This window comes from Micromonospora sp. NPDC049230 (genome assembly GCF_040647875.1).
GTDB lineage: Bacteria > Actinomycetota > Actinomycetes > Mycobacteriales > Micromonosporaceae > Micromonospora.
Genome location: NZ_JBEZCZ010000007.1, coordinates 244,768 through 265,766, shown reverse-complemented (window position 1 = coordinate 265,766; position 20,999 = coordinate 244,768). Strand labels below are relative to the sequence as shown.

At 69.4% G+C, this 20,999-nt stretch carries 17 protein-coding genes, 1 pseudogene and 1 riboswitch; of the genes and pseudogenes, 6 read left to right on the top strand and 12 right to left on the bottom strand.

The features are described from left to right. Positions 1 to 103: 103 nt before the first annotated feature. A pseudogene (locus AB0A95_RS09650) lies at positions 104 to 889 on the top strand (adenylosuccinate synthetase); the annotation flags it as partial. 108 nt (positions 890 to 997) lie between these two features. Beyond that, complete coding sequence (locus AB0A95_RS09645) at positions 998 to 1,615, top strand: DedA family protein (protein WP_357555173.1); 618 nt, start codon at positions 998 to 1,000, stop codon at positions 1,613 to 1,615. A gap of 16 nt (positions 1,616 to 1,631) precedes the next feature. Here the strand turns inward: AB0A95_RS09645 and AB0A95_RS09640 are convergent, their stop codons facing one another. Together AB0A95_RS09640 and AB0A95_RS09635 are read right to left on the bottom strand one after the other, a co-directional pair. Beyond that, positions 1,632 to 2,273: a response regulator transcription factor gene (locus tag AB0A95_RS09640; protein WP_357555172.1), complete on the bottom strand. Its 642-nt coding sequence runs from the start codon at positions 2,271 to 2,273 to the stop codon at positions 1,632 to 1,634. Continuing rightward, complete coding sequence (locus AB0A95_RS09635; protein ID WP_357555171.1) at positions 2,270 to 3,421, bottom strand: histidine kinase; 1,152 nt, start codon at positions 3,419 to 3,421, stop codon at positions 2,270 to 2,272. Before AB0A95_RS09635 ends, AB0A95_RS09640 begins: the two co-directional genes overlap by 4 nt. Positions 3,422 to 3,589: 168 nt before the next feature. On the opposite strand from AB0A95_RS09635, the gene AB0A95_RS09630 reads away from it, so the two are divergent. Next, complete coding sequence (locus AB0A95_RS09630; protein WP_357555170.1) at positions 3,590 to 4,234, top strand: DedA family protein; 645 nt, start codon at positions 3,590 to 3,592, stop codon at positions 4,232 to 4,234. 39 nt (positions 4,235 to 4,273) lie between these two features. Here the strand turns inward: AB0A95_RS09630 and AB0A95_RS09625 are convergent, their stop codons facing one another. Continuing rightward, entirely contained in the window at positions 4,274 to 4,912 is a 639-nt protein-coding gene (locus tag AB0A95_RS09625; RefSeq protein ID WP_357555168.1) for a TetR/AcrR family transcriptional regulator, read from the bottom strand. A gap of 68 nt (positions 4,913 to 4,980) precedes the next feature. Here AB0A95_RS09625 and AB0A95_RS09620 point away from each other — a divergent pair, with 68 nt between their 5' ends. After that, positions 4,981 to 5,433, top strand: coding sequence for an SCP2 sterol-binding domain-containing protein (locus AB0A95_RS09620; RefSeq protein ID WP_357555167.1), 453 nt, complete (start codon positions 4,981 to 4,983; stop codon positions 5,431 to 5,433). 1 nt (position 5,434) lies between these two features. Further along, entirely contained in the window at positions 5,435 to 6,646 is a 1,212-nt protein-coding gene (locus AB0A95_RS09615) for an acyl-CoA dehydrogenase family protein (protein ID WP_357555166.1), read from the top strand. Positions 6,647 to 6,767: 121 nt separating this feature from the next. Here AB0A95_RS09615 and AB0A95_RS09610 read toward each other — a convergent pair whose 3' ends face one another. From AB0A95_RS09610 to metH, 4 genes are all read right to left on the bottom strand, one after another. Then, positions 6,768 to 7,994, bottom strand: coding sequence for an MFS transporter (locus AB0A95_RS09610; protein ID WP_357555165.1), 1,227 nt, complete (start codon positions 7,992 to 7,994; stop codon positions 6,768 to 6,770). A gap of 414 nt (positions 7,995 to 8,408) precedes the next feature. Then, the gene (locus tag AB0A95_RS09605) at positions 8,409 to 9,047 is read right to left on the bottom strand and encodes a hypothetical protein (RefSeq protein ID WP_357555164.1); all 639 of its coding nucleotides are present in this window, start codon (positions 9,045 to 9,047) and stop codon (positions 8,409 to 8,411) included. Between the two features lie 138 nt (positions 9,048 to 9,185). Beyond that, positions 9,186 to 9,368, bottom strand: coding sequence for a hypothetical protein (locus AB0A95_RS09600; protein ID WP_357555162.1), 183 nt, complete (start codon positions 9,366 to 9,368; stop codon positions 9,186 to 9,188). 699 nt (positions 9,369 to 10,067) lie between these two features. Beyond that, complete coding sequence (gene metH / locus AB0A95_RS09595) at positions 10,068 to 13,682, bottom strand: methionine synthase (protein ID WP_357555198.1); 3,615 nt, start codon at positions 13,680 to 13,682, stop codon at positions 10,068 to 10,070. Positions 13,683 to 13,706: 24 nt separating this feature from the next. Continuing rightward, positions 13,707 to 13,782: riboswitch (S-adenosyl-L-homocysteine riboswitch) on the bottom strand. A gap of 402 nt (positions 13,783 to 14,184) precedes the next feature. Between metH and AB0A95_RS09590 the strand changes: the two genes are divergently transcribed. Next, positions 14,185 to 15,747: an AMP-binding protein gene (locus AB0A95_RS09590; RefSeq protein WP_357555160.1), complete on the top strand. Its 1,563-nt coding sequence runs from the start codon at positions 14,185 to 14,187 to the stop codon at positions 15,745 to 15,747. 55 nt (positions 15,748 to 15,802) lie between these two features. Here the strand turns inward: AB0A95_RS09590 and AB0A95_RS09585 are convergent, their stop codons facing one another. The 5 genes from AB0A95_RS09585 to AB0A95_RS09565 all read right to left on the bottom strand — a co-directional run bounded on the left by AB0A95_RS09585 (position 15,803) and on the right by AB0A95_RS09565 (position 20,961). After that, complete coding sequence (locus tag AB0A95_RS09585; RefSeq protein ID WP_357555159.1) at positions 15,803 to 17,002, bottom strand: hypothetical protein; 1,200 nt, start codon at positions 17,000 to 17,002, stop codon at positions 15,803 to 15,805. A gap of 2 nt (positions 17,003 to 17,004) precedes the next feature. Further along, complete coding sequence (locus tag AB0A95_RS09580) at positions 17,005 to 17,586, bottom strand: SigE family RNA polymerase sigma factor (protein ID WP_357555157.1); 582 nt, start codon at positions 17,584 to 17,586, stop codon at positions 17,005 to 17,007. Between the two features lie 145 nt (positions 17,587 to 17,731). Next, positions 17,732 to 18,229 (bottom strand): sigma factor, encoded by a 498-nt coding sequence (locus AB0A95_RS09575; protein WP_357555156.1) that lies wholly within the window; start codon positions 18,227 to 18,229, stop codon positions 17,732 to 17,734. A gap of 62 nt (positions 18,230 to 18,291) precedes the next feature. Beyond that, complete coding sequence (gene purD, locus AB0A95_RS09570) at positions 18,292 to 19,542, bottom strand: phosphoribosylamine--glycine ligase (protein ID WP_357555154.1); 1,251 nt, start codon at positions 19,540 to 19,542, stop codon at positions 18,292 to 18,294. Between the two features lie 129 nt (positions 19,543 to 19,671). Beyond that, the gene (locus AB0A95_RS09565; RefSeq protein ID WP_357555152.1) at positions 19,672 to 20,961 is read right to left on the bottom strand and encodes an adenylosuccinate synthase; all 1,290 of its coding nucleotides are present in this window, start codon (positions 20,959 to 20,961) and stop codon (positions 19,672 to 19,674) included. Positions 20,962 to 20,999: the final 38 nt, after the last annotated feature.

The following is a 20,999-nucleotide window of genomic DNA, read 5'->3' as shown; positions in this document are numbered from 1 at the left end:
ACCGGCACATCGAACCGGCGCGCCCGGCTGATCAGCGGATCCCGGTACGCCCAGCGGGTGTTCGTCGCGTCGACCACCGTGAGCAGTCGCCGACTGCCACAGCCCGACGCTGCTGCGTCGCCGGCTGACCGCCCTGCGGGACCGGCTGACCGCCGAGCTGGGCCCGTTGGACGCGCCACCGGTCGAGGACTGCCTGCCCGCGTTCACCGGGTTCGCCGGGCGGGTCGCGATCGTCGACGAGACCTGGCTCGCCGGGGCACTGCGCGCCGGCACCTGCGTCTTCGAGGGCGCGCAGGGGGTGCTGCTCGACGAGTGGCACGGCTTCCACCCGTACACGACGTGGAGCACCACCACGTTCGCCAACGTCGACGGCCTGCTCACCGAGGCGGGCCGGCCCGGCGACGTGACCCGGATCGGGGTGCTCCGGATCGTCACCACCCGGCACGGGCACGGCCCGCTGGTGACCGAGGACCCCAGCCTGCCGTTCACCGACCACCACAACGCCACGAACCCGTGGCAGGGCCGGTTCCGGTTCGGCCACTTCGACGCGGTCGCCCACCGGTACGCGCTCGCGGCGGCCGGCGGGGTGGACGGCCTGGCGCTGACCCATCTCGACCTCGCCGGCCCGGAGCTGCGGATCTGCCGCCGCTACGACACCACCGACCGGCTCGACCCCGGCCCGCCCGGCGACCTGGACCGACAGGCCGCGCTCACCGCCCGCCTGCTGCGCTCCCGCCCGATCTACGACGCCCCACCGCCCAACTGGGCCGAGGCGATAAGTACGGAGCTGGCCACCCCCGTGGTGCTGACCTCACAGGGCCCCACCGCCAACAACAAAACCCCACACGGCCCGCTCCTAGCCCCACCAGCCCTGGTCCACGCCCCCTAACCACCCCACCCCGTCCTCACCCCGCCCCGCCCTGCCCGCCCTGCCCGCCGTGGAGGTCATACCGCCGCTTCGGCACCGGGACGGGTCGTGGCCGGCGAGCATGGGGGCATGGACTCCGCGCTCGACCTGCTCCGACAGCTCGTCACCTCACCATGGGTGTACCTGCTGATCTTCGGGCTCACGGCGGTCGACGCGTTCTTCCCGGCCGTACCCGGCGAGGCAGCCGTCATCACCGCCGCGGTGCTCTCCACCGGCGGCAATCCCCACCTGGCGGCGGTGATCGCCGCCGCCGCGGTGGGCGCCTGCGCCGGCGACCACATCTCCTACGCCATCGGGCGTGGCGGCGGCGCGAACCGGCTCGCCGGGTTTCCCGACGGCAGTCGCCGGCGGGCCAGCTCCGAGTGGGCCCGACGCGCCCTGAACCGGCGCGGCGGGCTGATCCTGACCACCTCCCGGTACCTGCCGGGCGGCCGGACCGCGGTCACCCTCACCATGGGCGCGGTGCGCTATCCCCGACGGTCGTTCCTGCTGTACGACAGCATCGCGACGATCACCTGGGCCCTGTACTGCGGGCTGCTCGGCTACTTCGGTGGGCTGGCCTTCGAACGCCACCCCATCAAGGGCGTCCTCGCCGGGCTCGGCCTCTCGGTGCTCGTCACGCTGGGTATCGAGGGCATCCGCTGGGTACGGCACCGGGTGCACCGCCGCGCCTCCTCCCGGCACTGACCGGGCTCGGGCCAGCTCAGAGCAGGTCGGCGTCGTACACCAGGATCGCGAGCTGGACCCGGTTGCCGACGTGGAGTTTCGCCAGCGCCCGGCTGACGTGCGCCTTCACTGTGGCCTCGCTCATCGCCAACCGCCTGGCGATCTCCGCGTTGCCGTGCCCGCGCGCCACCTCCCGGACGATCTCCAACTCCCGCGTGGTGAGCGGGGCCAGCCGCTCGCGGGCCCCCTCCCGCCGGGCCGGTCCACGCTCGGCGAACGAGCTGATCAGACGCCGGGTGACAGTCGGTGCGAGCATCGCGTTACCGGCGGCCACAGTGCGGACGGCGACGGCCAGCTCCCGGGGCGGGGTGTCCTTGAGCAGGAAGCCGACCGCCCCGGCCCGCAGCGCCCGGTGCACGTACTCATCGAGGTCGAAGGTGGTCAGCATGATCACCTTCGGCCCGGCGGCGACCACGTCGGGCGCGACGGTCAGCCCGTCGACGCCCGGCATCCGCACGTCGAGCAGCACCACGTCGGGACGTAACCGTTGGGCCTGCTCCAGCGCGCCAGCGCCGTCCGCCGCCTCGCCCACCACCGTGATGTCCTCGGCCGCCTCCAGGATCAGCCGCAGCCCGGCGCGGACCAGTTGCTCGTCGTCGACCACCACCACCCGGATCACGCCGCACCCGCCAGCGGGATCAGGGCGCGAACCAGGAAGCCGCCGTCCACGGGCGTCGCCTCCAGCCGACCGCCGAGCAACTCCACCCGCTCACGTAGCCCGAGCAGCCCCTGCCCGGCGCCGGGCAGGGGCTGGCCGCCCCCGGACGGGCCGTTACGGACCAGCACCTCCAGCCCGTCGGGCAGATAGCGCAGGCACACTGTCGTCTCGGCGTCGGTGGCGTGCTTGCGCACGTTCGTCAGCGCCTCCCGGACCACCCGGTACGCCGTACGCCCCACAGTCGCCGGCAGCGCCGACACCACTCCCTCGTCCCGCCGGTGCACCCGCAGCCCGGCGGCACGGGACTCCCCGATCAGCTCGTCCAACGCGTCGAGACCTCGCTGCGGCAGCACGGCCGGATCGGCCTGTCGCAGCACACCCAGCACCTCACGCAGGTCGGTGAGCGCCTCCCGACCGGTCGTCCGGATCAGCGCGGCGGCCTCGACGGTCGCCGGGTCGTCCGCTGTCACCTCCAGCGCCCCGGCATGCACCACCATCAGCGAGACCCGGTGCGCCACCACATCGTGCATCTCGCGGGCGATCCGGGTCCGCTCCTCGGCGCGCACCCGGTCGGTGTGGGCCTCCTGCTCGCGTTCCAGCCGCTCGGCCCGGTCGCGCAGTGCGACGAGCGTGTCCCGGCGTGCCCGCACCCAGAGGCCGAACACCAACGGCAACCCGACCAGACCGGTGGCGAGGAAGAGGACGTTGCCGGCGGTGGCGGTGGTGATCCGGCGTACGCCGCCGACCGCCAGCCCGACGAGCACCCCACCGGCCAACACCACTGCCGCACCGACGAGGTAGCCGGCGAGCCGCCGGCCACGCAGCCGCAGGCCCGCCTGGTACGACGCGACCACCCCGGCCGCCGCGGCGACGAGCACCAACCAGCCGGCCGCCGCGGCCAGGAACAACGGCCAGCGGCGGGTCCGGATCACGCTGACGGCCCAGCCCGAGGCCACCGCGAGCACCAGCACGACAGCGCCCGGCAGCGGCGAGCGGACCCCGAGGTCACCTGTCGCACTGGCCCAGACAGCCATGGCGACCAGGACGGCGAGCAGCAGCGGGGCGTACCGCTTGACGACCCGCCGGACGGCGACGGCGCTGGTGGCCACGCTGCGAGCGTAGGGCGTCGGCGGCGGCTCGGGTCGCCCCGCGCGTCGAACCCGGGTGCGCTGGGGGATTACCCCTACCCGCCGTCCGGGCCGAATGCGACCTAAGTAGTGGCACCCGGCTGACCACTGGCCGATGGCGGGAGCCGCCACCCGTACCAGCATCGGGGCATGGATCTGCTCGACCTGCTGCACGAGACGATGTCCTCGCCCTGGGTGTATCTGGCGATCTTCGCGATCGCGGTGCTCGACGGCTTCTTCCCGGTCGTGCCGAGCGAGACGGCGGTGATCACCGCTGGGGTGTTCGCGGCCTCCGGCGTGCCGTACCTCCCCGCGGTGATCCTGGTGGCCGCCACCGGAGCGCTGGTCGGCGACCACATCTCGTACGCCATCGGGCGGGGTGGTGGCGCGCGACTGCTCGACCGGCTCCCACCCGAGGGTCGGCGCAGGCGCGCCATCGAGTGGGCGCGTCGGGGGATCGCCACGCGGGGAGGACTCATCCTCACTGTGGCCCGCTACGTGCCGGGCGGCCGGACGGCGGTCACCCTCACCATGGGCGCGGTGCACTACCCCCGGCGGCGGTTCCTCGCCTTCGACGCGCTCGCCGCAGGCTCGTGGGGGCTCTACTCCGGGCTGGTGGGCTACCTCGGCGGGCTGGCCTTCGAGCAGGATCCGTTGCGCGGCCTCCTCCTCGGTCTGGGCCTCGCGCTGTCGGTGACGACGATCGTCGAGGTGGTCCGATGGCTCGGCAGGCGTCGCCGAGCCGCGCGGTCGGCGTCGACGACCGAGCCGGTGAGCCGGGTGCCGGTGCGCTGACCTCGGGCGGCCGGGGCCGGTGCTCCGACCTCGGGGCGGTCAGTCGGCGGCCGGGAGCCAGACGACGCCGTGCAGGAGTTGGCCGGCACCCTGCCAGGCCACGTTCATCATCCGGGTGGCGGTCTTCTCCGGGTCGGCCTCCGGGTGGTCCGCGAGCCAGTCGGCCAACGACTCGGTCGCGCCGACCAGGGCGTACGCCACGACCTCCAGGTCGACGGCGGTGATCTCACGGCCCTCGGCGCGCAGGGCGTGGTCGAGCATCCCGGCGACGACCTCGACCATCCGGGCCCGCATGGTGGCCAACTCGCCGGCGAACGGCTGCTCACCGCGAGCCTGCCGGTAGAGCACCGCCCAGCCGTCGCGGTGCGCGCCAACGAAGCCGAAGAACGCCCTCAGCCCTCGCCAGAGCCGAACGTCGGCCGGCAGGTCGGGGGCGGCGGCCCCGGCGATGGCCTGCATCATCCGGGTGCCCTCCCGATGCAGGCAGGCGACGAAGAGCTCCTCCTTGGTGCCGAGGTACGCGTACACCATGGGCTTGGAGATGCCCGCATCCTCCGCGATCTCGTCCATGCTGGCGGCATGGAAGCCCCGCCGAGAGAAGACCTTGACTGCCGCGTCAAGCATCTGCTGCTCACGGACAGCACGTGGCAGGCGCTTGAAGGCAGGCGGGGTGGACACCTTGCGAGCATACCTACTCGTGCGTAGGGTTACGCACGAGTAGCCAATTCTTCCGGAAGGCGCACCTGATGACTGACTTCGACCCGGCCACCTTCGCCAACGTGGGCCCCAAGGAGTTCGCCCAGTTGGTCAAGTCCACCCCGGACGACAAGATCGCCCAGGTGATGTCCGGTGACATGCGCGGCAAGATCCTGGGCGAGGTGTTCGGCCGGATGCCGTCGCTGTTCCGCGCGGACCGGGCCGGCTCCACCAACGCGGTCATCCACTGGGTCATCACCGGTCGCCCCGACGGTGGCAGCGACACCTACGAGGTGGTCATCGCCGACAGCACGTGCGTGGTGAACGAGACTCCGCAGCACGACCCGAAGCTGAGCCTGACCATGGGCCCTGTCGAGTTCCTGAAGATCGTCTCCGGTGGCGCCAACCCGGTGATGATGTTCATGACCGGCAAGCTGAAGGCCAAGGGTGACCTCGGTCTCGCCGCCAACATCGCCAACCTGTTCGACATCCCCAAGGCCTGACATGGCCGAGTTCTCGCTCGACCTGAACGAGGAACAGCGGGATCTGCGCGACTGGGTGCACGGCTTCGCCGCCGAGGTCGTGCGCCCGGCCGCCGCCGAGTGGGACGAACGCGAGGAAACCCCGTGGCCGGTGATCCAGGAGGCCGCCAAGGTCGGCCTCTACGGCTTCGAGTTCCTCGCTACCTGCTGGGCCGACCCCACCGGGCTCTCCCTCCCGATCGCCAGCGAGGAACTCTTCTGGGGTGACGCCGGCATCGGCCTCTCCCTCTTCGGCACCTCGCTCGCCATCGCCGCCATCTACGGTGCCGGCACTCCGGACCAGCTTGTCGAATGGGTGCCGCAGTGCTTCGGCGACGCCGACTCGCCGGCCGTCGCCGCGTTCTGCACCAGCGAGCCGGAAGCCGGCTCCGACGTCGGCGCGATGCGCACCCGCGCCGTCTACGACGAGGCCACCGACGAGTGGGTGCTGACCGGGCAGAAGGCGTACGCCACGAACGGCGGGATCGCCGGAGTCCACGTGGTCACCGCCTCGGTCGACGCCACACTCGGCTCCCGAGGCCAGGCGGCGTTCGTCGTACCCCCGGGCACCCCCGGCCTGGCCGCCACCCGCAAGCTGCGCAAACTCGGCCTGCGCGCGTCACACACCGCCGACGTCTTCCTCGACGGAGTCCGCGTGCCCGGCCGCTGCCTGCTCGGCGGCCGGGACGCCCTGCTGGAACGCCTCGACCGGGCCCGCTGCGGCCAGCGGGCCACCGGGCAGGCCGCGATGCGCACCTTCGAACTGTCCCGACCCACTGTCGGCGCGCAGGCGCTCGGCGTGGCACGGGCCGCCTACGAGTACGCCCTGGACTACGCGAAGGACCGGGTCCAGTTCGGACGCCCGATCATCGAGAACCAGGCTGTCGCGTTCGCGCTTGCCGACATGCGGATGGAGATCGACGCGGCGCGGCTGCTGGTCTGGCGCGCGTCGTGGATGGGCCGCAACAACCGCCCGTTCACCGCTGGCGAGGGGTCGATGTCGAAGCTCAAGGCCGGCGAGGTGGCGGTGTCGGTCACCGAGAAGGCGGTGCAACTGCTCGGCGGGGCGGGTTTCCTGCGTGACCACCCTGTCGAGCGCTGGTACCGCGACGCCAAGATCTACACCATCTTCGAGGGCACCTCCGAGATCCAGCGGCTGGTCATCTCCCGGGCGATCTCCGGACACCGCATCTGAGCTGGCTCACCCAGCCTGCCCCGAACACCCTTTGCAGGGGAACGAATTCCCGCCTCAGGGGGTGCTCCCCCAGGATTTCCGGAGGAGTTCGCGTAGGCCCGTCATGCCGGCCCGGCAACAACTACTGTTGCCGGGCGGGTGGACTGCGTCGGAGGTTGCGCACCTGCGCGGACAACAAGGCCGCGAGGCAGGACAGCACAATCAGCCCGCCGGCGCCGATGAGGGTTTCTCGAACGCCGATGGCATCGGCGATCGGGCCCGCGACCGCGAGCCCGACAGGGCCGAGGGCCAGTGAGCCGAGCATGTCGTAGGCGCTGACCCGAGACAGCGATTCTTGCGGTATATGGGTCTGTAGTCCTGTGTCCCAAAACACGCCGGAGATGTCGGCGCAGATGCCCATGCAGAAGGCTGCGGCGACGATGATCCACAGTTGCGCCGGCCCGGCAAGCAGGAACAACGGCAAGCAGAATCCGAATGCCGCGACGACGACTGTCCGCATCGGGTAGACGGGACGCATCCGCAGCGCCACGAACGAGCCCACCAGCAGGCCCGCCGACAATGCTGCTGCGATCGCGGCCCACGCCGCCGCGCCACCAATATATTGCTTCGCGACGATCGGGCCGAGCACGTTGAAACCGCCGGTGAAGCAGGCGTTGACGACCGCGGCCGCGACCACGATCACCCAGACCCACTGTCGAGAGCTGAACTCATGCCAACCATGCCGGAGATCTTCGAGCATCGTCGAACGTTCGGCCCGTAAAGTGTGCGCGACACTAACGCCGGCGAGCAGTGCCGCAGACAGGAAGAATGAGGCGGCATCAACCAGCAGGGCCCAACCAGGCCCTACGGTAGCGACCAGGACGCCAGCGATCGCTGCGCCGACTATGTTGGAAAAGTTGACCGAGATCCGAAGCAGAGCGTTCGCCGACTGCAGGTGGGGCGTCTTGACGAGTTGCGGGACGAGTCCGGCCGAGGCTGGCATGAGGAAGGCCAGCGACGCGCCGTTGAGCACCTCCAGCCCTACGACGACCCCGAGGTGCACGGAATCGGTGAGGAACAAGATGGCAACAATCACCTGCGTTGTTCCGGCCAGCAGCTCGGCCGTCATCATCACCGCGTAGCGCGGCAGCCGGTCGGCCACCACGCCTGCGACGATCAGAAACACGACCTGCGCCACTGACCGGCCGAGCAGCACCAGCCCGAGTGTCGTCGCCGTTGCGCCGGGCAGGGACAACACCGCAAAGGCGAGGGCGACCGGAGCAACCGCATTCCCAAGTGCGGAGACGGTCCGAGAGGCGAACAGCAGACGAAATGAGCGATCCCTCAGCGCTTCAAACCTGTCCGGCATTCCGGTAACCTACCCCCGCTCGCAACCGGCGGGGCCTCGAGGAAATGTGTCGCCACAGCGCCGGCGACTAGTGCGGCAGCCGCCATCGGCTGGCTGGCCAGGGCGTATTCGCGGCCGAGTCGGGTGTCTTGGTGGAGCCAGCGTGAGTGGGCTGGGTAGCGGCGACGCCAACTGTGTTCAGTGGTGGGCTTGGCCGGGCGGTGCGAACACGACCGCAGACGCCCCACCAGATCGGCCCGCACCAACTGCACACGTCCGAGCGACTACCTGGCAGCCGCAGCAGTCCTCGATTCTGCTGTCTCAAGACGTGGTCAGCAGGGCGGCTAGCCCCATCTCACCCACACCGTCCACCCTGGCCGGACGGCCGATGGCGGCTGCCGGGCCAGAATCCATCGAGCGCGGGGCGTGGATTGGTTACGGGACCATTTCCGCGCGCTTGCGCAGGACATGCAGCTTGCCGTCCCGGTCGAACACGAAAGGTGTGTTATAGGTAGGATCATAGCGCTCTTTAAAGAGCGCCAAGGATATTGGGTACGCCCAGCTAGGCACCTTGAAACGACAGACGTCGTAGAGCGGGAAGTCTTCGACCTCAGCGTCTCTCATAATGTTGACGATGCCGACCTCGTCGGCTTTGTGGCCGTTGAGCTTCCGATAGTCCCAGTAGAACACTGGCGTGTTCAGAGTGATCAAGCCGTTGGTGTTGATTGGACGATGGGCCACTCCCATCGGAATCACAAGCCGCTTGGACGTGTCTGGATGCGCAGTAATTTCAAAGTGGTTCCCGGCAGTGCGTGAACCTCTGCGACAATCAACAAAGGGCAGAACGATGGGCTTGTCGTCACTCTTCGCGACGAAGGTCAACTGGTCATCCGAGGTCAGGTGGATGCCCCAGACCCGATATTCGGTGTCATGGCCACTTTTACGAACTACGAGATTCGTGATCTTGTCTCCAGACAAGACACTCGAGTGAGGCCCAGTTTGTAGGTCAACGTTGCGAACCCACCGAAGACCCTCGATCTCGTCGTAGGTTTCTATAGTCGTTTCCCAGCTCATGGCACAAACTCCAAGTCGAGATCCTGTAGACGTAAAAACAATATCAATGCTGAACTCATGGCACGAACCACAAGCTCAGCATTGACATGTTTGTGAACGACTGCCCGGAAGTTCGGGCAGCAGCCATCTGGCCGGAACTCAGCTCCTGGTGAGCTCGAATCCATGCTTGGCTGCGTCGTTGACGAGGGTCCGATACTCGGCTTCGGACAGTTCGGGAGCACACAGGCGCTCAACGAGGACGGCATTCACCCCTTGAGCAACAGGCGTAAACCCAGGCATGAGGCCAATCACACGGGTGCGCTTCAGCAGGGCTTTCAGCATCTTCGGCTCCTCTGCGGGATCTCGGCAGCTAAGTCCAGTGAAAGAAACTCGACGTTGTGCGTCGAGAATCCCTGGCACTTATAGACGTGAGTCTAACTGAGCATTACGCACGGTGCAAGTGCCGTAGCAGCGCGATGGCGTAGCCGATCGGCTACGCCGATCGGCGTGCCTTTGATCATTATTTAGGGACGAGTCCGGCCCTCTGCGAAGGCGCAAAAGCGGTGGATACGCGTTGATGATCATGGATTAGCGCCGAACCCCGCCGGATACGGAATGCACGGCAGCCTGGTTTTTCGCCCTCCCGAGGATCGCGCCCCGGGCTGCCACCAGCCGCCGAATGGCTCGTTCGAAGTGATCACTGAGACGTGCGGGGTGTCCGATGTGATCGCGACGGTTCGCGACGATTCCGGTGCGGCAGTGATCATTCCGACAGCGAACTGCCGGTGCGAACAAGTGGAGGCCGTCAGGTCACGGACGCGTGACAACCAGCCGCCGGTTGGCGGGTCCCAGAATTCGCCTTATGGGCGCGCTCATTATTGGGCCATGCGCGCTACACGACGAAGGGGCTCGTTGACGTGGCCGAGGCGGAGCTGCGTGAGATCGTCCCGAACGTGGCGGTCCACCAGCGCGAGGAGCGGTTTCCGTTCTGCGCCAGCGGCCCTCTCGTCCGCAGGGTCTCCCGCCTGGCCGGTACACCCGTCAGGACGGTTCATAGGCGAGGTTGGGTCGCAGCCACCGCTCGGCGTCGGCGACGCTGGTGGCGCGGCGGGCGGCGTAGTCCTCGATCTGGTCCTTGCCGACACGGCCTACCGTGAAGTATTTCGCCGCCGGGTTGGCGAAGATCAGCCCGCTGACGCTGGCTGCCGGCGTCATCGCGAAGGACTCCGTCAGGCCGATGCCGAGCTCGGCGGCCTTCAGCAGGTCGAACAGTTCCCGCTTCTCGCTGTGGTCCGGGCTGGCGGGATAGCCGAGCGCCGGTCGGATGCCCCGGAAGCGTTCGGCGTGCAGGTCGGCGAGGTCCGGTGTGGCGTCTGGTTCGAACCAGTCGCGGCGGGCCTTCAGGTGGATGTACTCGGCGAAGGCTTCGGCAAGCCTGTCGGCCAGCGCCTTGACCATGATCGCGCGGTAGTCGTCGTGCTGGGCCTCGTAGTGCGCGGCCAGGGAATCGGCGCCGTGGATGGTCACGGCGAAGCCACCCAGGTGGTCACCGTCGGGGGACACGTAGTCGGCCAGGCAGCGGTTGTCGCGGCCGGCCGGTTTGACCGTCTGCTGCCGCAGCATCGGCAGGCGCACCCCGTTGCCGAGGACGATGTCGTCGCCCTCGGAGTGCGCGGGCCAGAAGCCGTAGACGCCTCGGGCCTGGAAGGAATCGTCCTTCGTGATCTTGTCCAACAGGGTGTTGGCATCGTCGTAGAGCTCGCGGGCGACCGGCTGATCCAGGATCGCCGGGAACTTGCCCTTGAGTTCCCAGGCCAGAAACAGGAACTGCCAGTCGATCATCTCGCGCAGCTCCGGAAGGGTGGGCTGCACCGTCCGCCGGCCGGTGAAGGCCGGGGTCGGCAGGTCGCTGAAGTCGACCTCCTCGCGGTTGGCGCGAGCCTCAGCCAGGCTGAGCATCGGCTGGGAGCGCCGGTTGGCATGCGCCTCGCGCAACTGCTCCTGCTCGACGCGGTTGGCGCGGTCCAGCTCGCGGGCCCGACCATCGTCGAGCAGGTCGGACACCACGCCGACGACCCGGGACGCGTCGAGCACGTGCACTGTCGTGCCCTCGTACGAGGGGGCGATGCGGACGGCTGTGTGTTGACGCGATGTCGTGGCCCCGCCGATCAGCAGGGGCATCTTGAGGCCGCGGCGCTGCATCTCGGCGCCGACTGCGACCATCTCGTCCAGCGATGGCGTGATCAGGCCGGACAGGCCGATGGCGTCAGCGCCCTCGGCGACAGCCGTGTCCAGAATCCGGCCGGCCGGAACCATCACGCCCAGGTCGATGACCTCGTAGCTGTTGCAGCCCAGGACCACGCCGACGATGTTCTTGCCGATGTCGTGCACATCGCCCTTCACTGTCGCCAGCACGACCTTGCCCTGCCCGCGGCCCGGGTCGATCCGCCCCTCCAGGCGGGCCTGCTCCTTCTCGGCTTCCATGAACGGTTCGAGGTAGGCGACCGAGCGCTTCATCACCCGGGCGCTCTTGACCACCTGCGGCAGGAACATCTTGCCGGCGCCGAACAGGTCGCCGACGATCTTCATTCCGTTCATCAGCGGACCCTCGATGACATCGAGGGGTCGGGCCAGGCCCTGCCGGGCCTCCTCGGTGTCCTGTTCGATGAAGTCGACGATGCCGTGGACCAGCGCGTGCGACAGCCGCTCGTGCACCGGCGCCTCGCGCCAGGAGAGGTCGACCGCACGCTTCGTGCCGGAACCGGTAACTGTCGACGCGAAGGCGACCAGGCGGTCGGTGGCGTCCGGGCGCCGGTCGAAGATCACATCCTCGACGAGTTCGACGAGGTCGGCGGGGATATCGGCGTACACGGCGAGCTGGCCGGCGTTGACGATGCCCATGTCCAACCCGGCGCGGACAGCGTGCAACAGGAACGCCGAATGCATGGCCTCGCGAACCACGTCGTTGCCTCGGAAGGAGAACGACAGGTTGGAGATGCCGCCGCTGGTGCGGGCACCCGGGCAGCGCGCTTTGATCAGCGGGAGGGCGTCGATGAACGCCTTCGCGTACCCGTTGTGCTCGGCGATGCCGGTGGCGACCGCGAGGACGTTCGGGTCGAAGATGATGTCCTCCGGCGCGAACCCGACCTGCTCGACGAGCAGGTCGTAGGCCCGGCCACAGATGGACACCTTGCGCTCGGTGGTGTCGGCCTGGCCGTGCTCGTCGAAGGCCATCACCACCACGCCGGCGCCGTAGTCGTGGATCCGGCGGGCCTGAGCCAGGAACGGCTCCGCGCCCTCCTTGAGGCTGATCGAGTTGACCACACCCTTGCCCTGCACGCACTTGAGGCCCGCCTCGAGGACCGTCCACTTCGAACTGTCAATCATCATCGGGATCCGGGCGACCTCGGGCTCGGTGGCGATAAGGTTGAGGAAGGTCGTCATGGCGCGCTCGCTGTCGAGCAGGTCCGCGTCCATGTTCACGTCGAGCAGGTTGGCGCCGCCGCGGACCTGCTCCAGGGCCACGTCGACAGCGCCCTGATAGTTGTCCGACTCGATGAGCCGACGGAACTTGGCCGAGCCGGTGACGTTGGTGCGCTCACCGATCATCACAAACCCGGTGTCCGGTCCGATCGAGAACGGCTCCAACCCACTGAACCGGGTGGCTTCAGGCAGGGCGGCAACCGTCCGTGGCGGTGTGCCGGCCACGGCGGCGGCGATCCGGGCGATGTGCTCCGGTGAGGTGCCGCAGCAGCCACCGGCGATGTTGAGCAAGCCGGACGCGGCGAACTCGCCGAGCAGGCCGGCGGTCTCCTCCGGCGTCTGGTCGTAGCCACCGAAGGCGTTCGGCAGACCGGCGTTGGGGTGACACGCCACGTAGGTCCCGGCGATTTTGGAAAGCTCCTCGACGTGCGGGCGCATCTCGGCCGCGCCCAGCGCACAGTTCACGCCGACGACCAGCGGATCGGCCCGCTCTATCGAGCGCCAGAAAGCCTCCACGGTCTGCCCCGACAGAGTCCGGCCGCTGAGGTCGACGATGGTCACGGAAATCCACAGCGGCAGCTGCGGTGCGACCTCACGAGCTGCGGTGATTGCCGCTTTCGCGTTCAACGTGTCGAAGATCGTCTCGATCAGGAGCAGGTCGACGCCGCCCTCGGCCAGAGCCGAGATCTGCTCCGCGTACGCCGCGCACACCTCGTCGAAGTCGACGGCGCGATACGCCGGGTCCTCGACCCGCGGCGACAGCGACAGCGTCACGTTCAGCGGCCCGATCGACCCGGCCACGAATCGGTCATCGAACTCGTCCGCCGCCTGCCGGGCCAGCCGCGCACCCTGAACGTTCATCTCGCGAACCAGTGGCTGGAGCCCGTAGTCGGCCTGGCCGATGCTCGTCGCCGTGAAGGTGTTGGTGGTGGTGATGTCGGCGCCGGCGGCCAGATACCGCCGGTGTACGTCCAGAACGACGTCGGGCCGGGTGAGATTGAGCAGGTCGGGATCACCACTGACGTCCTGCGGATGGTCGACGATCAGGTCGCCTCGATAGTCCGCTGCGGTGAGCTTCGCGCCCTGCAACATCGTGCCCCAGGCGCCGTCCAGCACCAGAACACGCTGCGACATCAGCTGCCGCAACGACGATGCGGCGCTTCCCTGGGTCAGTAAGGTGCTCAAAGCCGCCTCCGAAGCTCGGAGGCGCCCTTGTCGATGACAAGAAGGCCGAGCGTGGCGGGCTTCGCCCGTTGCAGCGCCTCTCGGCCTGACCGCTAGATAATACCCTGATCCGCTTGCCTGGCCAGTGCGGTCGGCACACCTTGGGACAGGTGGCTGGTGCGCAGCGCCGCGAGCCGGGTGGCTGGGTGCGGTAGGTAGGCCATGACGTCGTACCCCGATCTGGCCGGCCTGGTGCGGTCGCACGTGCGGTCTGGCCTGCCTCGCGCTGTCGCACGCCCGGTCCGGTCCGCCTCGGGGCAGCCCGGGCGTCGAGGCCGCGGTAGCCACGGACGCCGCCACCCTCAGATTCCACGATCTGTGCCGTCTTCGTCACCCCGCGCGGACGTGAACTGGGCGCTTCACCGCGCCCAGTGCATGATCAAGGGAAGACGCCCTGCTGGACGGGGGGCACCCGCTGCCCGTCCGCGCACCACCCGAGGAGGTCTGCGGCATGGACCTGCCGTTCATCGTTGCCACGCTGACCCGTCGCGGGCTGCTCACCCCCGGCAGTCCCGTCCGGGTCGCCGCGCAGCTCAACGCGTTGCGGACGTGGGGGTGGAGCCTGGCCGGCGAGCTACGCCAGGCAGCCGCCCGGGACCCCGGCCGGCCGGCGGTCATCGACGAGAACGGCGTCGAGCTGACGTACCACGATCTGCTCGACCGGGCCGAACGGATGGCCCGCTCGATGCGTGCGGGGCTCGGCGTCCAGGCCGGTGACCGGATCGGTGTGCTCTGCCGCAACCACCACGGGCTGATCGAGACGATCGTCGCGGCCACCCTGCTCGGCGTCGACGCCGTGCTTGTCAACACCGGGCTCTCCGCCGCCCAGCTCGGCACCGTCGCCGAGGAGCAGCGGCTGCGGCTGCTGGTGCACGACGACGAGTTCGCCGAGCGGGTCCTCGGCCTCCCCGCCGAGCTGCCGCGCCTCGACGAACGGGCCCGCGAGGAGTTGGTCGCCGGGGCGCTGCCGGGTGACCTGCACCCACCCGAGCGGGACGGCCGGATCATCGTGCTCACGTCCGGCACCACAGGCACCCCCAAGGGTGCCCGCCGACCCACGCCGAGCGGCTTCGGCCCGCTGGTGTCCATCATCGACCGCATCCCGCTGCACGCCCGGGACCGGGTGATGATCGCGGCACCGATCTTCCACACCTGGGGGTTCGCCGCCCTCCAGGTGTGCCTGGCGTTGCGGGCCACCATCGTGCTGCACCGACGCTTCGATCCGGTCGCCACGCTCACCGCCCTGACCGCGCACCGGTGTGACGCGCTGTTCGCCGTACCGGTGATGGTGCAGCGGCTTCTGGAGGTGCCCGCGCCGGACCCGCGCCCCCCGCTCAAGGTCGTCGCGGTCAGCGGTTCCGCCCTGCCCGGCGGGCTCGCCCCGAGGTTCATGGACGTCTACGGCGACGTCCTGTTCAACCTGTACGGCTCCACCGAGGTCTCCTGGGCCTCCCTCGCGGCTCCCCAGGATCTGCGTCAGGCACCCACCACGGCCGGCCGGCCACCCCACGGCACCCGGCTGGAGCTGCTCGACGACAACGGGCAGCCGGTGCCGGCCGGCCAGGTCGGGCGGATCTTCGTCGGCAACGAGATGCTCTTCGAGGGGTACACCTCCGGTGCCAGCCGGGAGACCCACGACGGCCTGCTCGACACCGGTGACCTCGGCCGGCTCAACCCCGACGGTCTGCTCTTCGTCGACGGACGGGCCGACGACATGATCGTCTCCGGTGGCGAGAACGTCTTCCCGTCCGAGGTGGAGGACCTGCTGGCCCAACTGCCCCAGGTCCGCGAGGCGGCCGTGATCGGCGTACCCGACGCCGAGTACGGTCAGCGACTGTCCGCGTTCCTCGCCCTGCACCCGGGCGAAACGCTCGACCCCGAGGCGGTACGCGAGTACGTCCGGCACTACCTGGCCCGATTCTCCGTCCCCCGGGACGTGGTCTTCGTGAAATACCTGCCCCGCAACGCCACCGGCAAGGTGCTCAGTCGAGAACTACGCCGCTACTACGGCTGATCGCCCCGGAACCGTCGGCGAGTACCGGCGAGTTCCGGGGCGGTGACAGCGCCCGTCAGTCGACCATCAGCGAGGGCCGCCAGTCCTGCTTGGCCCCGGCCAGGTCGAGGTGCTGGAACAGGCCCTTCGTGCCCGGCTCGTCGAGCGCGCCGCGACGTGCGTCAATCTGGACCGCCATCCCCCGCACGTCGAACACCTCCAGACTCTCCAACCACTCCGGATCCTCGGCTTTTTGGAAGGACGCCTGACGACCGTCGATGGTGGTGTTCGGAGTCCGGTAGAGTTCCTTCCCCTCCAACTCGGCCCGAATCTTGTCGGTCATCTCGACGTACGGAATGAAGCTGACCTTCAGCGTCTTCGCCCCCGCCCTACTGTGAGCCGCGGTGGAGGTTTCGGCGCTGTACTCGATGCCGGCGTACCACCGCCAGCCGTCCGGGGTCAGTGGCCCGTTCACGCTGGCATAGATCGGCCGCAGGCGCTGCGGCAACCCCGTGACCTGGGCCGGCATCTGCACCCGCTCGGTCGTACTGAACCTGAGCGTCCGCGCCACGTGCAGGGCGATCTCGCGGGCGTCCTGCCCCGCCGCCCAGGGTGTGACATCGACCTTGGCCCAGCCCTCCGGGGCGTACTGCCAGCGGAGCGAGAGCTGGTCGGTGTCGCCGTCGATGTCGTACAGGGTGAAGGTCGCCGCCTCGCCCCGCACATCGGGTGCGGGCGCCGTACTCACCACGGGTGCCCGTTGGTCGATGCCCATGACCTGCGGCGCCTGCGGCGTCACCCCCTTCGGGTAGAGGTGGACCGCAACCCCCGCCGCGCTCTGCTTGTCGCCGTCATCTCCGCTCAGAATGACACGCGTGTCACCCTGCGACAGACCCGCCGAGTAACTCAGACTGGCCAGGCCCGACGGCAACCAACCGAACCGAACGTACTGAATGGTCGGATCGATCGTCTCCAACGCGGCCGGGATCCGTGACGTGTCGGGCGACGGTCCCTTCCCGGTGGACGGGTCCAGCGGGGCCGGGGTGTCGAGCGGACCCAGTGCCGGCGACCCGTCCCTCGGCGCGACCAGGCCCGGCACCGTGACAGCGCCGACAACCACCGCGACCACCGCCAGTGCGGCGCCCGCACTGCGCGCGTACCACCGCTGCCGTCGCCCTACGGTCATCGCCCGTTCGATGTTCACCACGGCGGACGGCGGCTCGGCCACCTCGAACTCGGCGCGCATCAACCGCGCCACATCCATCTCATCGGTCATTGTCAACTCCCGTGGGCTAACACGTTGGTCGGCACGCCGCTCGTCGTGCCGTTCTGCGTGGTCGGCACGCCGTTTCGGGCGGGGGCGAGCAGTCCTCGCAGCGTCGCCAGCCCCTTGGCCGTCTGGCTCTTGACGGTGCCCGGCGCGCAACCGAGCGCCTGTGCCGTCTCCTCCACACTCAGGTCCTGGAAGAACCGCAGCACCAGGACGGCCCGCTGCCGCGGCGCGACCTGGCGCAGCGCCGCCACCAGATCGAGCCGTTCCGTGGCATCCGGGGCGGTCGGTGCGGGCCGCTCCGGAAGCAGGTCGGTGATCAGCACCCGAGCCCAACCGCGGCGCCGCTCGTCGATCAACCGCCGCATCAACATCGTCCGGACCAGCGCATTCAGGTTCCCGGCCCGCCGCGCCCGAGACCAGTTGCGGTACAACTCGGTGAGCACCCGCTGCACGATGTCGTCGCCCTGATGCCAGTCACCACACATCAGGTACGCCGTCCGGCGCCACTGCGGCAGACCAACGCGAACGCACTCGGTGTACTCGGCGTCGGCCGCGGACCGCTCGACCGATCTCGGGCTCAACGGCATCGTCGGACCTGTCCTCCCACCGGCCACCAACAGCACGGTGATCGTCCGCAAACCCGCATCTCCCACTCCTCCCGTCGCTGTGCCTCCGACACCGCTAAGTCGTGGCCGGAGTAACGCCGGGTTGCCCATCGAGGGCGACAACCGCTCAGGGATAGAGGGTCAGGCCCGGTGCCCGCGCCAGTTCGACGAGTTCCTGCGCGGTCAGCAGCGCCTCGGGGGCAGCCACCTCGACGGGACTGCCGTCCCTCTCCTCGACGGACAGGTCACAGAAGTACCGCAGCACGAGGACCGCACGACGACGCGGGGGCAGTTCGGCCAGTAGAGCGAGGATGGTCAGCCGGTCGGCGGTGCCGCCGACGCCCCCGACGGCCACCGGCTGGTCCGGCACCTCGGCCCAGGCGGCCTCGCGGCGCCAGGGCCGGCGCCGCTCGTCCAGCCAGACCCGCAACAGGGTCCGCCGGACGTACGCGTCGGGACTGTCCACGCCTGACACCCGCGGCCAGTGCCGGATCAGCTTGACCAACGCCATGGACACCAGGTCGTCGGCCGTGTGCCAGTCGCCACACAACAGGTACGCCGTGCGTCGAAATGGCTCCAGCCGCGTACCGACGTACTCGCGGTAGCCCTCGACATCGACCGGCATCTCCCACCACCCCCTCACCTCACCGCTCAAACGGCGGCGAGGAGGGCCGGGGTTGCCCGGATTCAGCTGGGAATCGTGATCCGGTCGTCGATCGCGGCGGCGGCGATGTCGGTGCGGTGCTGCGAGCCAGCCAGCTTCACCCCGTCCACCAGCGCGTACGCGGCGTCGCGCGCGGCGGCCAGGTCGGGGCCGGTGGCCGTACCGCAGAGAACCCGGCCGCCGGCGGAGAGCAACGCGCCGTCGCTGGCCCGGCGGGCGGTGCCCGCGTGGATGATGCCCGACCGGTCCGCGCCGGTGATCACGTCGCCGGTCTGCGGCGCGGCCGGGTAGCCCGGTGAGGCCAGCACCACTGTCACCGCGCTGCCGTCCCGCCAGCGCAGCGGCGGGTGCTCGGCCAGCGTGCCGGTGGCCGCCGCGTGCAGCAGCCCGCCCAGCGGGGTCTCCAACAGCGCGAGCACCACCTGCGTCTCCGGGTCACCGAAGCGCGCGTTGAACTCGATCACCCGAGGGCCGGCGGCGGTGATCGCGAGCCCGACGTAGAGCAGGCCGGCGAACGGAGTGCCCCGGCGGCGCATCTCCGCGAGCGTCGGGTGGACCACGTCGCGCATGACGTCGTCGACAAGGCTGGGCGGGGTCCAGGCCAGTGGCGCGTACGCCCCCATGCCGCCGGTGTTCGGCCCGGTGTCGCCGTCGCCGAGCCGCTTGAAGTCCTGTGCCGGCAGGAGCGGCAGCGCCGCCTGCCCGTCGGTGACCACGAAGAGGCTGACCTCCGGACCGTCGAGGAACTCCTCGACCACGACCCGTCCACACTCGGCGGCGTGCGCCAACGCCGCGGACCGGTCGTCGGTCACCACCACGCCCTTGCCGGCGGCGAGACCGTCGTCCTTCACCACGTACGGTGCACCGAAGTCGTCAAGCGCACGGGCGGTGCTCTCCTCGTCCGTGCAGACGTACGCCCGGGCGGTCGGCACGCCGGCGGCGGTCATCACGTCCTTGGCGAACGCCTTGGAACCCTCCAGCTGGGCGGCCGCACCGGAGGGGCCGAACACGGCGATCCCCTTGGCGCGTACGGCGTCGGCGACCCCGGCGACCAGCGGCGCCTCCGGCCCGATCACCACCAGGTCGGCGGATGTCTCCACGGCCAGCGCCGCCACCGCGGCCGGATCTGTCGGAGTCACGGTCCGCAGCTCGGCGATGCTCGCGATCCCCGGATTACCCGGCGCGGCTATCAGCGCACTGACGGCCGGATCGCGCACCAGCCCGAGCGCAAGCGCATGCTCCCGCCCGCCACCACCCACCAAAAGAACCCGCACGACCCGGCATCCTACTGCCCACCGCTCAAGCTGTAGTTGATCATGAGGTTATTGCTCCGCGCATCGGCGTGTCGCAGCAATAACCTCATGATCAACGCAGGTGGGCGGGGGGAGGACGGGGTGGGGCTGTTAGGGGAGGAGGGGGTGGAGGACTACGTTTTCCTCTCGGCCTGGGCCTACGCCTACGACGCTCACCTTGGTGTTGCAGAGTTCTTCGACCCTCGCGATGTAGCGGCGGGCGTTCTCCGGCAGGTCCTCGACGGTTCTCGCCTTGGTGATGTCCTCCCACCAGCCGTCGAGTTCCTCGTAGACGGGCGTGGCGTGGTGGAAGTCCGTCTGGCTCATCGGCATGTCGTCGACCCGGACGCCGTTGATCTCGTAGCCGACGCAGAGCGGCACCTTGGGCAGACCGGTGAGCACGTCCAGCTTGGTGATGACCAGGTCGGTGACGCCGTTGAGGCGGCACGCGTACCGGGCGACGACCGCGTCGAACCACCCGCACCGACGCTCCCGGCCCGTGGTGGTGCCGTACTCCGCACCGACCTTGCGCAGGTGCTCGCCGCTGGCGTCGAACAGCTCGGTCGGGAACGGTCCCGCGCCGACCCGGGTGGTGTACGCCTTGCTCACCGCGATCACCTTGTTGATCGCGGTCGGCGGGATGCCGGCGCCCACGCAGGCACCACCGGCGGTCGGGTTGGACGAGGTCACGAAGGGGTACGTGCCGTGGTCCATGTCGAGCATGGTGGCCTGCGCGCCCTCCAGCAGCACCGTGTCGCCCCGGTCCAGGGCGTCCCAGAGCATGGCCCGGGTCTCCGCGATGTACGGCTTGAGCCGCTCGGCGTACTCCAGGTACTCGTCGACGGTCGCCTCAAGGTCGATCGCCTTGCGGTTGTAGACCTTGAACAGGATCTGGTTCTTCTCCCGCAGTGCGAGTTCCAGCTTCTTGCGCAGGATGCCCGGGTCGAGCAGGTCCTGGAGCCGGATGCCGATCCGGGCGACCTTGTCGCCGTACGCCGGGCCGATGCCCCGGCCGGTCGTGCCGATCCGGGACGAGCCGAGGTAACGCTCGATCACCCGGTCCAGTGCCCGGTGGTGCGGCATGATCAGGTGCGCGTCACCGGAGATCCGCAGCCGGGACACGTCGACGCCGCGCTCGGCCAGACCGTCGATCTCGGCGAGCAGCACCTTCGGGTCGACCACCACACCGTTGCCGATGACGATCATCGCGTTCGGCGAGAGTGCGCCGGACGGCATCAGGTGCAGCGCGTACTTCTGGCCATCTGGGGTGATCACCGTGTGGCCCGCGTTGTTGCCACCGGAGTAGCGCACGACGTAGTCGACCCGCTCACCCAGCAGGTCGGTAACCTTGCCCTTGCCCTCGTCGCCCCACTGAGCGCCGATGAGCACGATCGCTGGCATCTTTTCCGCCTCCAGAAGGCTCGGGTGCCAGGTGGCGA

Bases quoted from the DNA above. Each gene is read 5' to 3' on its own strand.
- AB0A95_RS09645 (WP_357555173.1), top strand. From the start codon at position 998: ATGGACTCCGCGCTCGACCTGCTCCGACAGCTCGTCACCTCACCATGG.
- AB0A95_RS09630 (WP_357555170.1), top strand. From the start codon at position 3,590: ATGGATCTGCTCGACCTGCTGCACGAGACGATGTCCTCGCCCTGGGTG.
- AB0A95_RS09620 (WP_357555167.1), top strand. From the start codon at position 4,981: ATGACTGACTTCGACCCGGCCACCTTCGCCAACGTGGGCCCCAAGGAG.
- AB0A95_RS09615 (WP_357555166.1), top strand. From the start codon at position 5,435: ATGGCCGAGTTCTCGCTCGACCTGAACGAGGAACAGCGGGATCTGCGC.
- AB0A95_RS09610 (WP_357555165.1), bottom strand. From the start codon at position 7,994: ATGCCGGACAGGTTTGAAGCGCTGAGGGATCGCTCATTTCGTCTGCTG.
- AB0A95_RS09605 (WP_357555164.1), bottom strand. From the start codon at position 9,047: ATGAGCTGGGAAACGACTATAGAAACCTACGACGAGATCGAGGGTCTT.
- AB0A95_RS09600 (WP_357555162.1), bottom strand. From the start codon at position 9,368: ATGCTGAAAGCCCTGCTGAAGCGCACCCGTGTGATTGGCCTCATGCCT.
- AB0A95_RS09590 (WP_357555160.1), top strand. From the start codon at position 14,185: ATGGACCTGCCGTTCATCGTTGCCACGCTGACCCGTCGCGGGCTGCTC.
- AB0A95_RS09585 (WP_357555159.1), bottom strand. From the start codon at position 17,002: ATGACCGATGAGATGGATGTGGCGCGGTTGATGCGCGCCGAGTTCGAG.
- AB0A95_RS09580 (WP_357555157.1), bottom strand. From the start codon at position 17,586: ATGCCGTTGAGCCCGAGATCGGTCGAGCGGTCCGCGGCCGACGCCGAG.
- AB0A95_RS09575 (WP_357555156.1), bottom strand. From the start codon at position 18,229: ATGCCGGTCGATGTCGAGGGCTACCGCGAGTACGTCGGTACGCGGCTG.
- AB0A95_RS09565 (WP_357555152.1), bottom strand. From the start codon at position 20,961: ATGCCAGCGATCGTGCTCATCGGCGCTCAGTGGGGCGACGAGGGCAAG.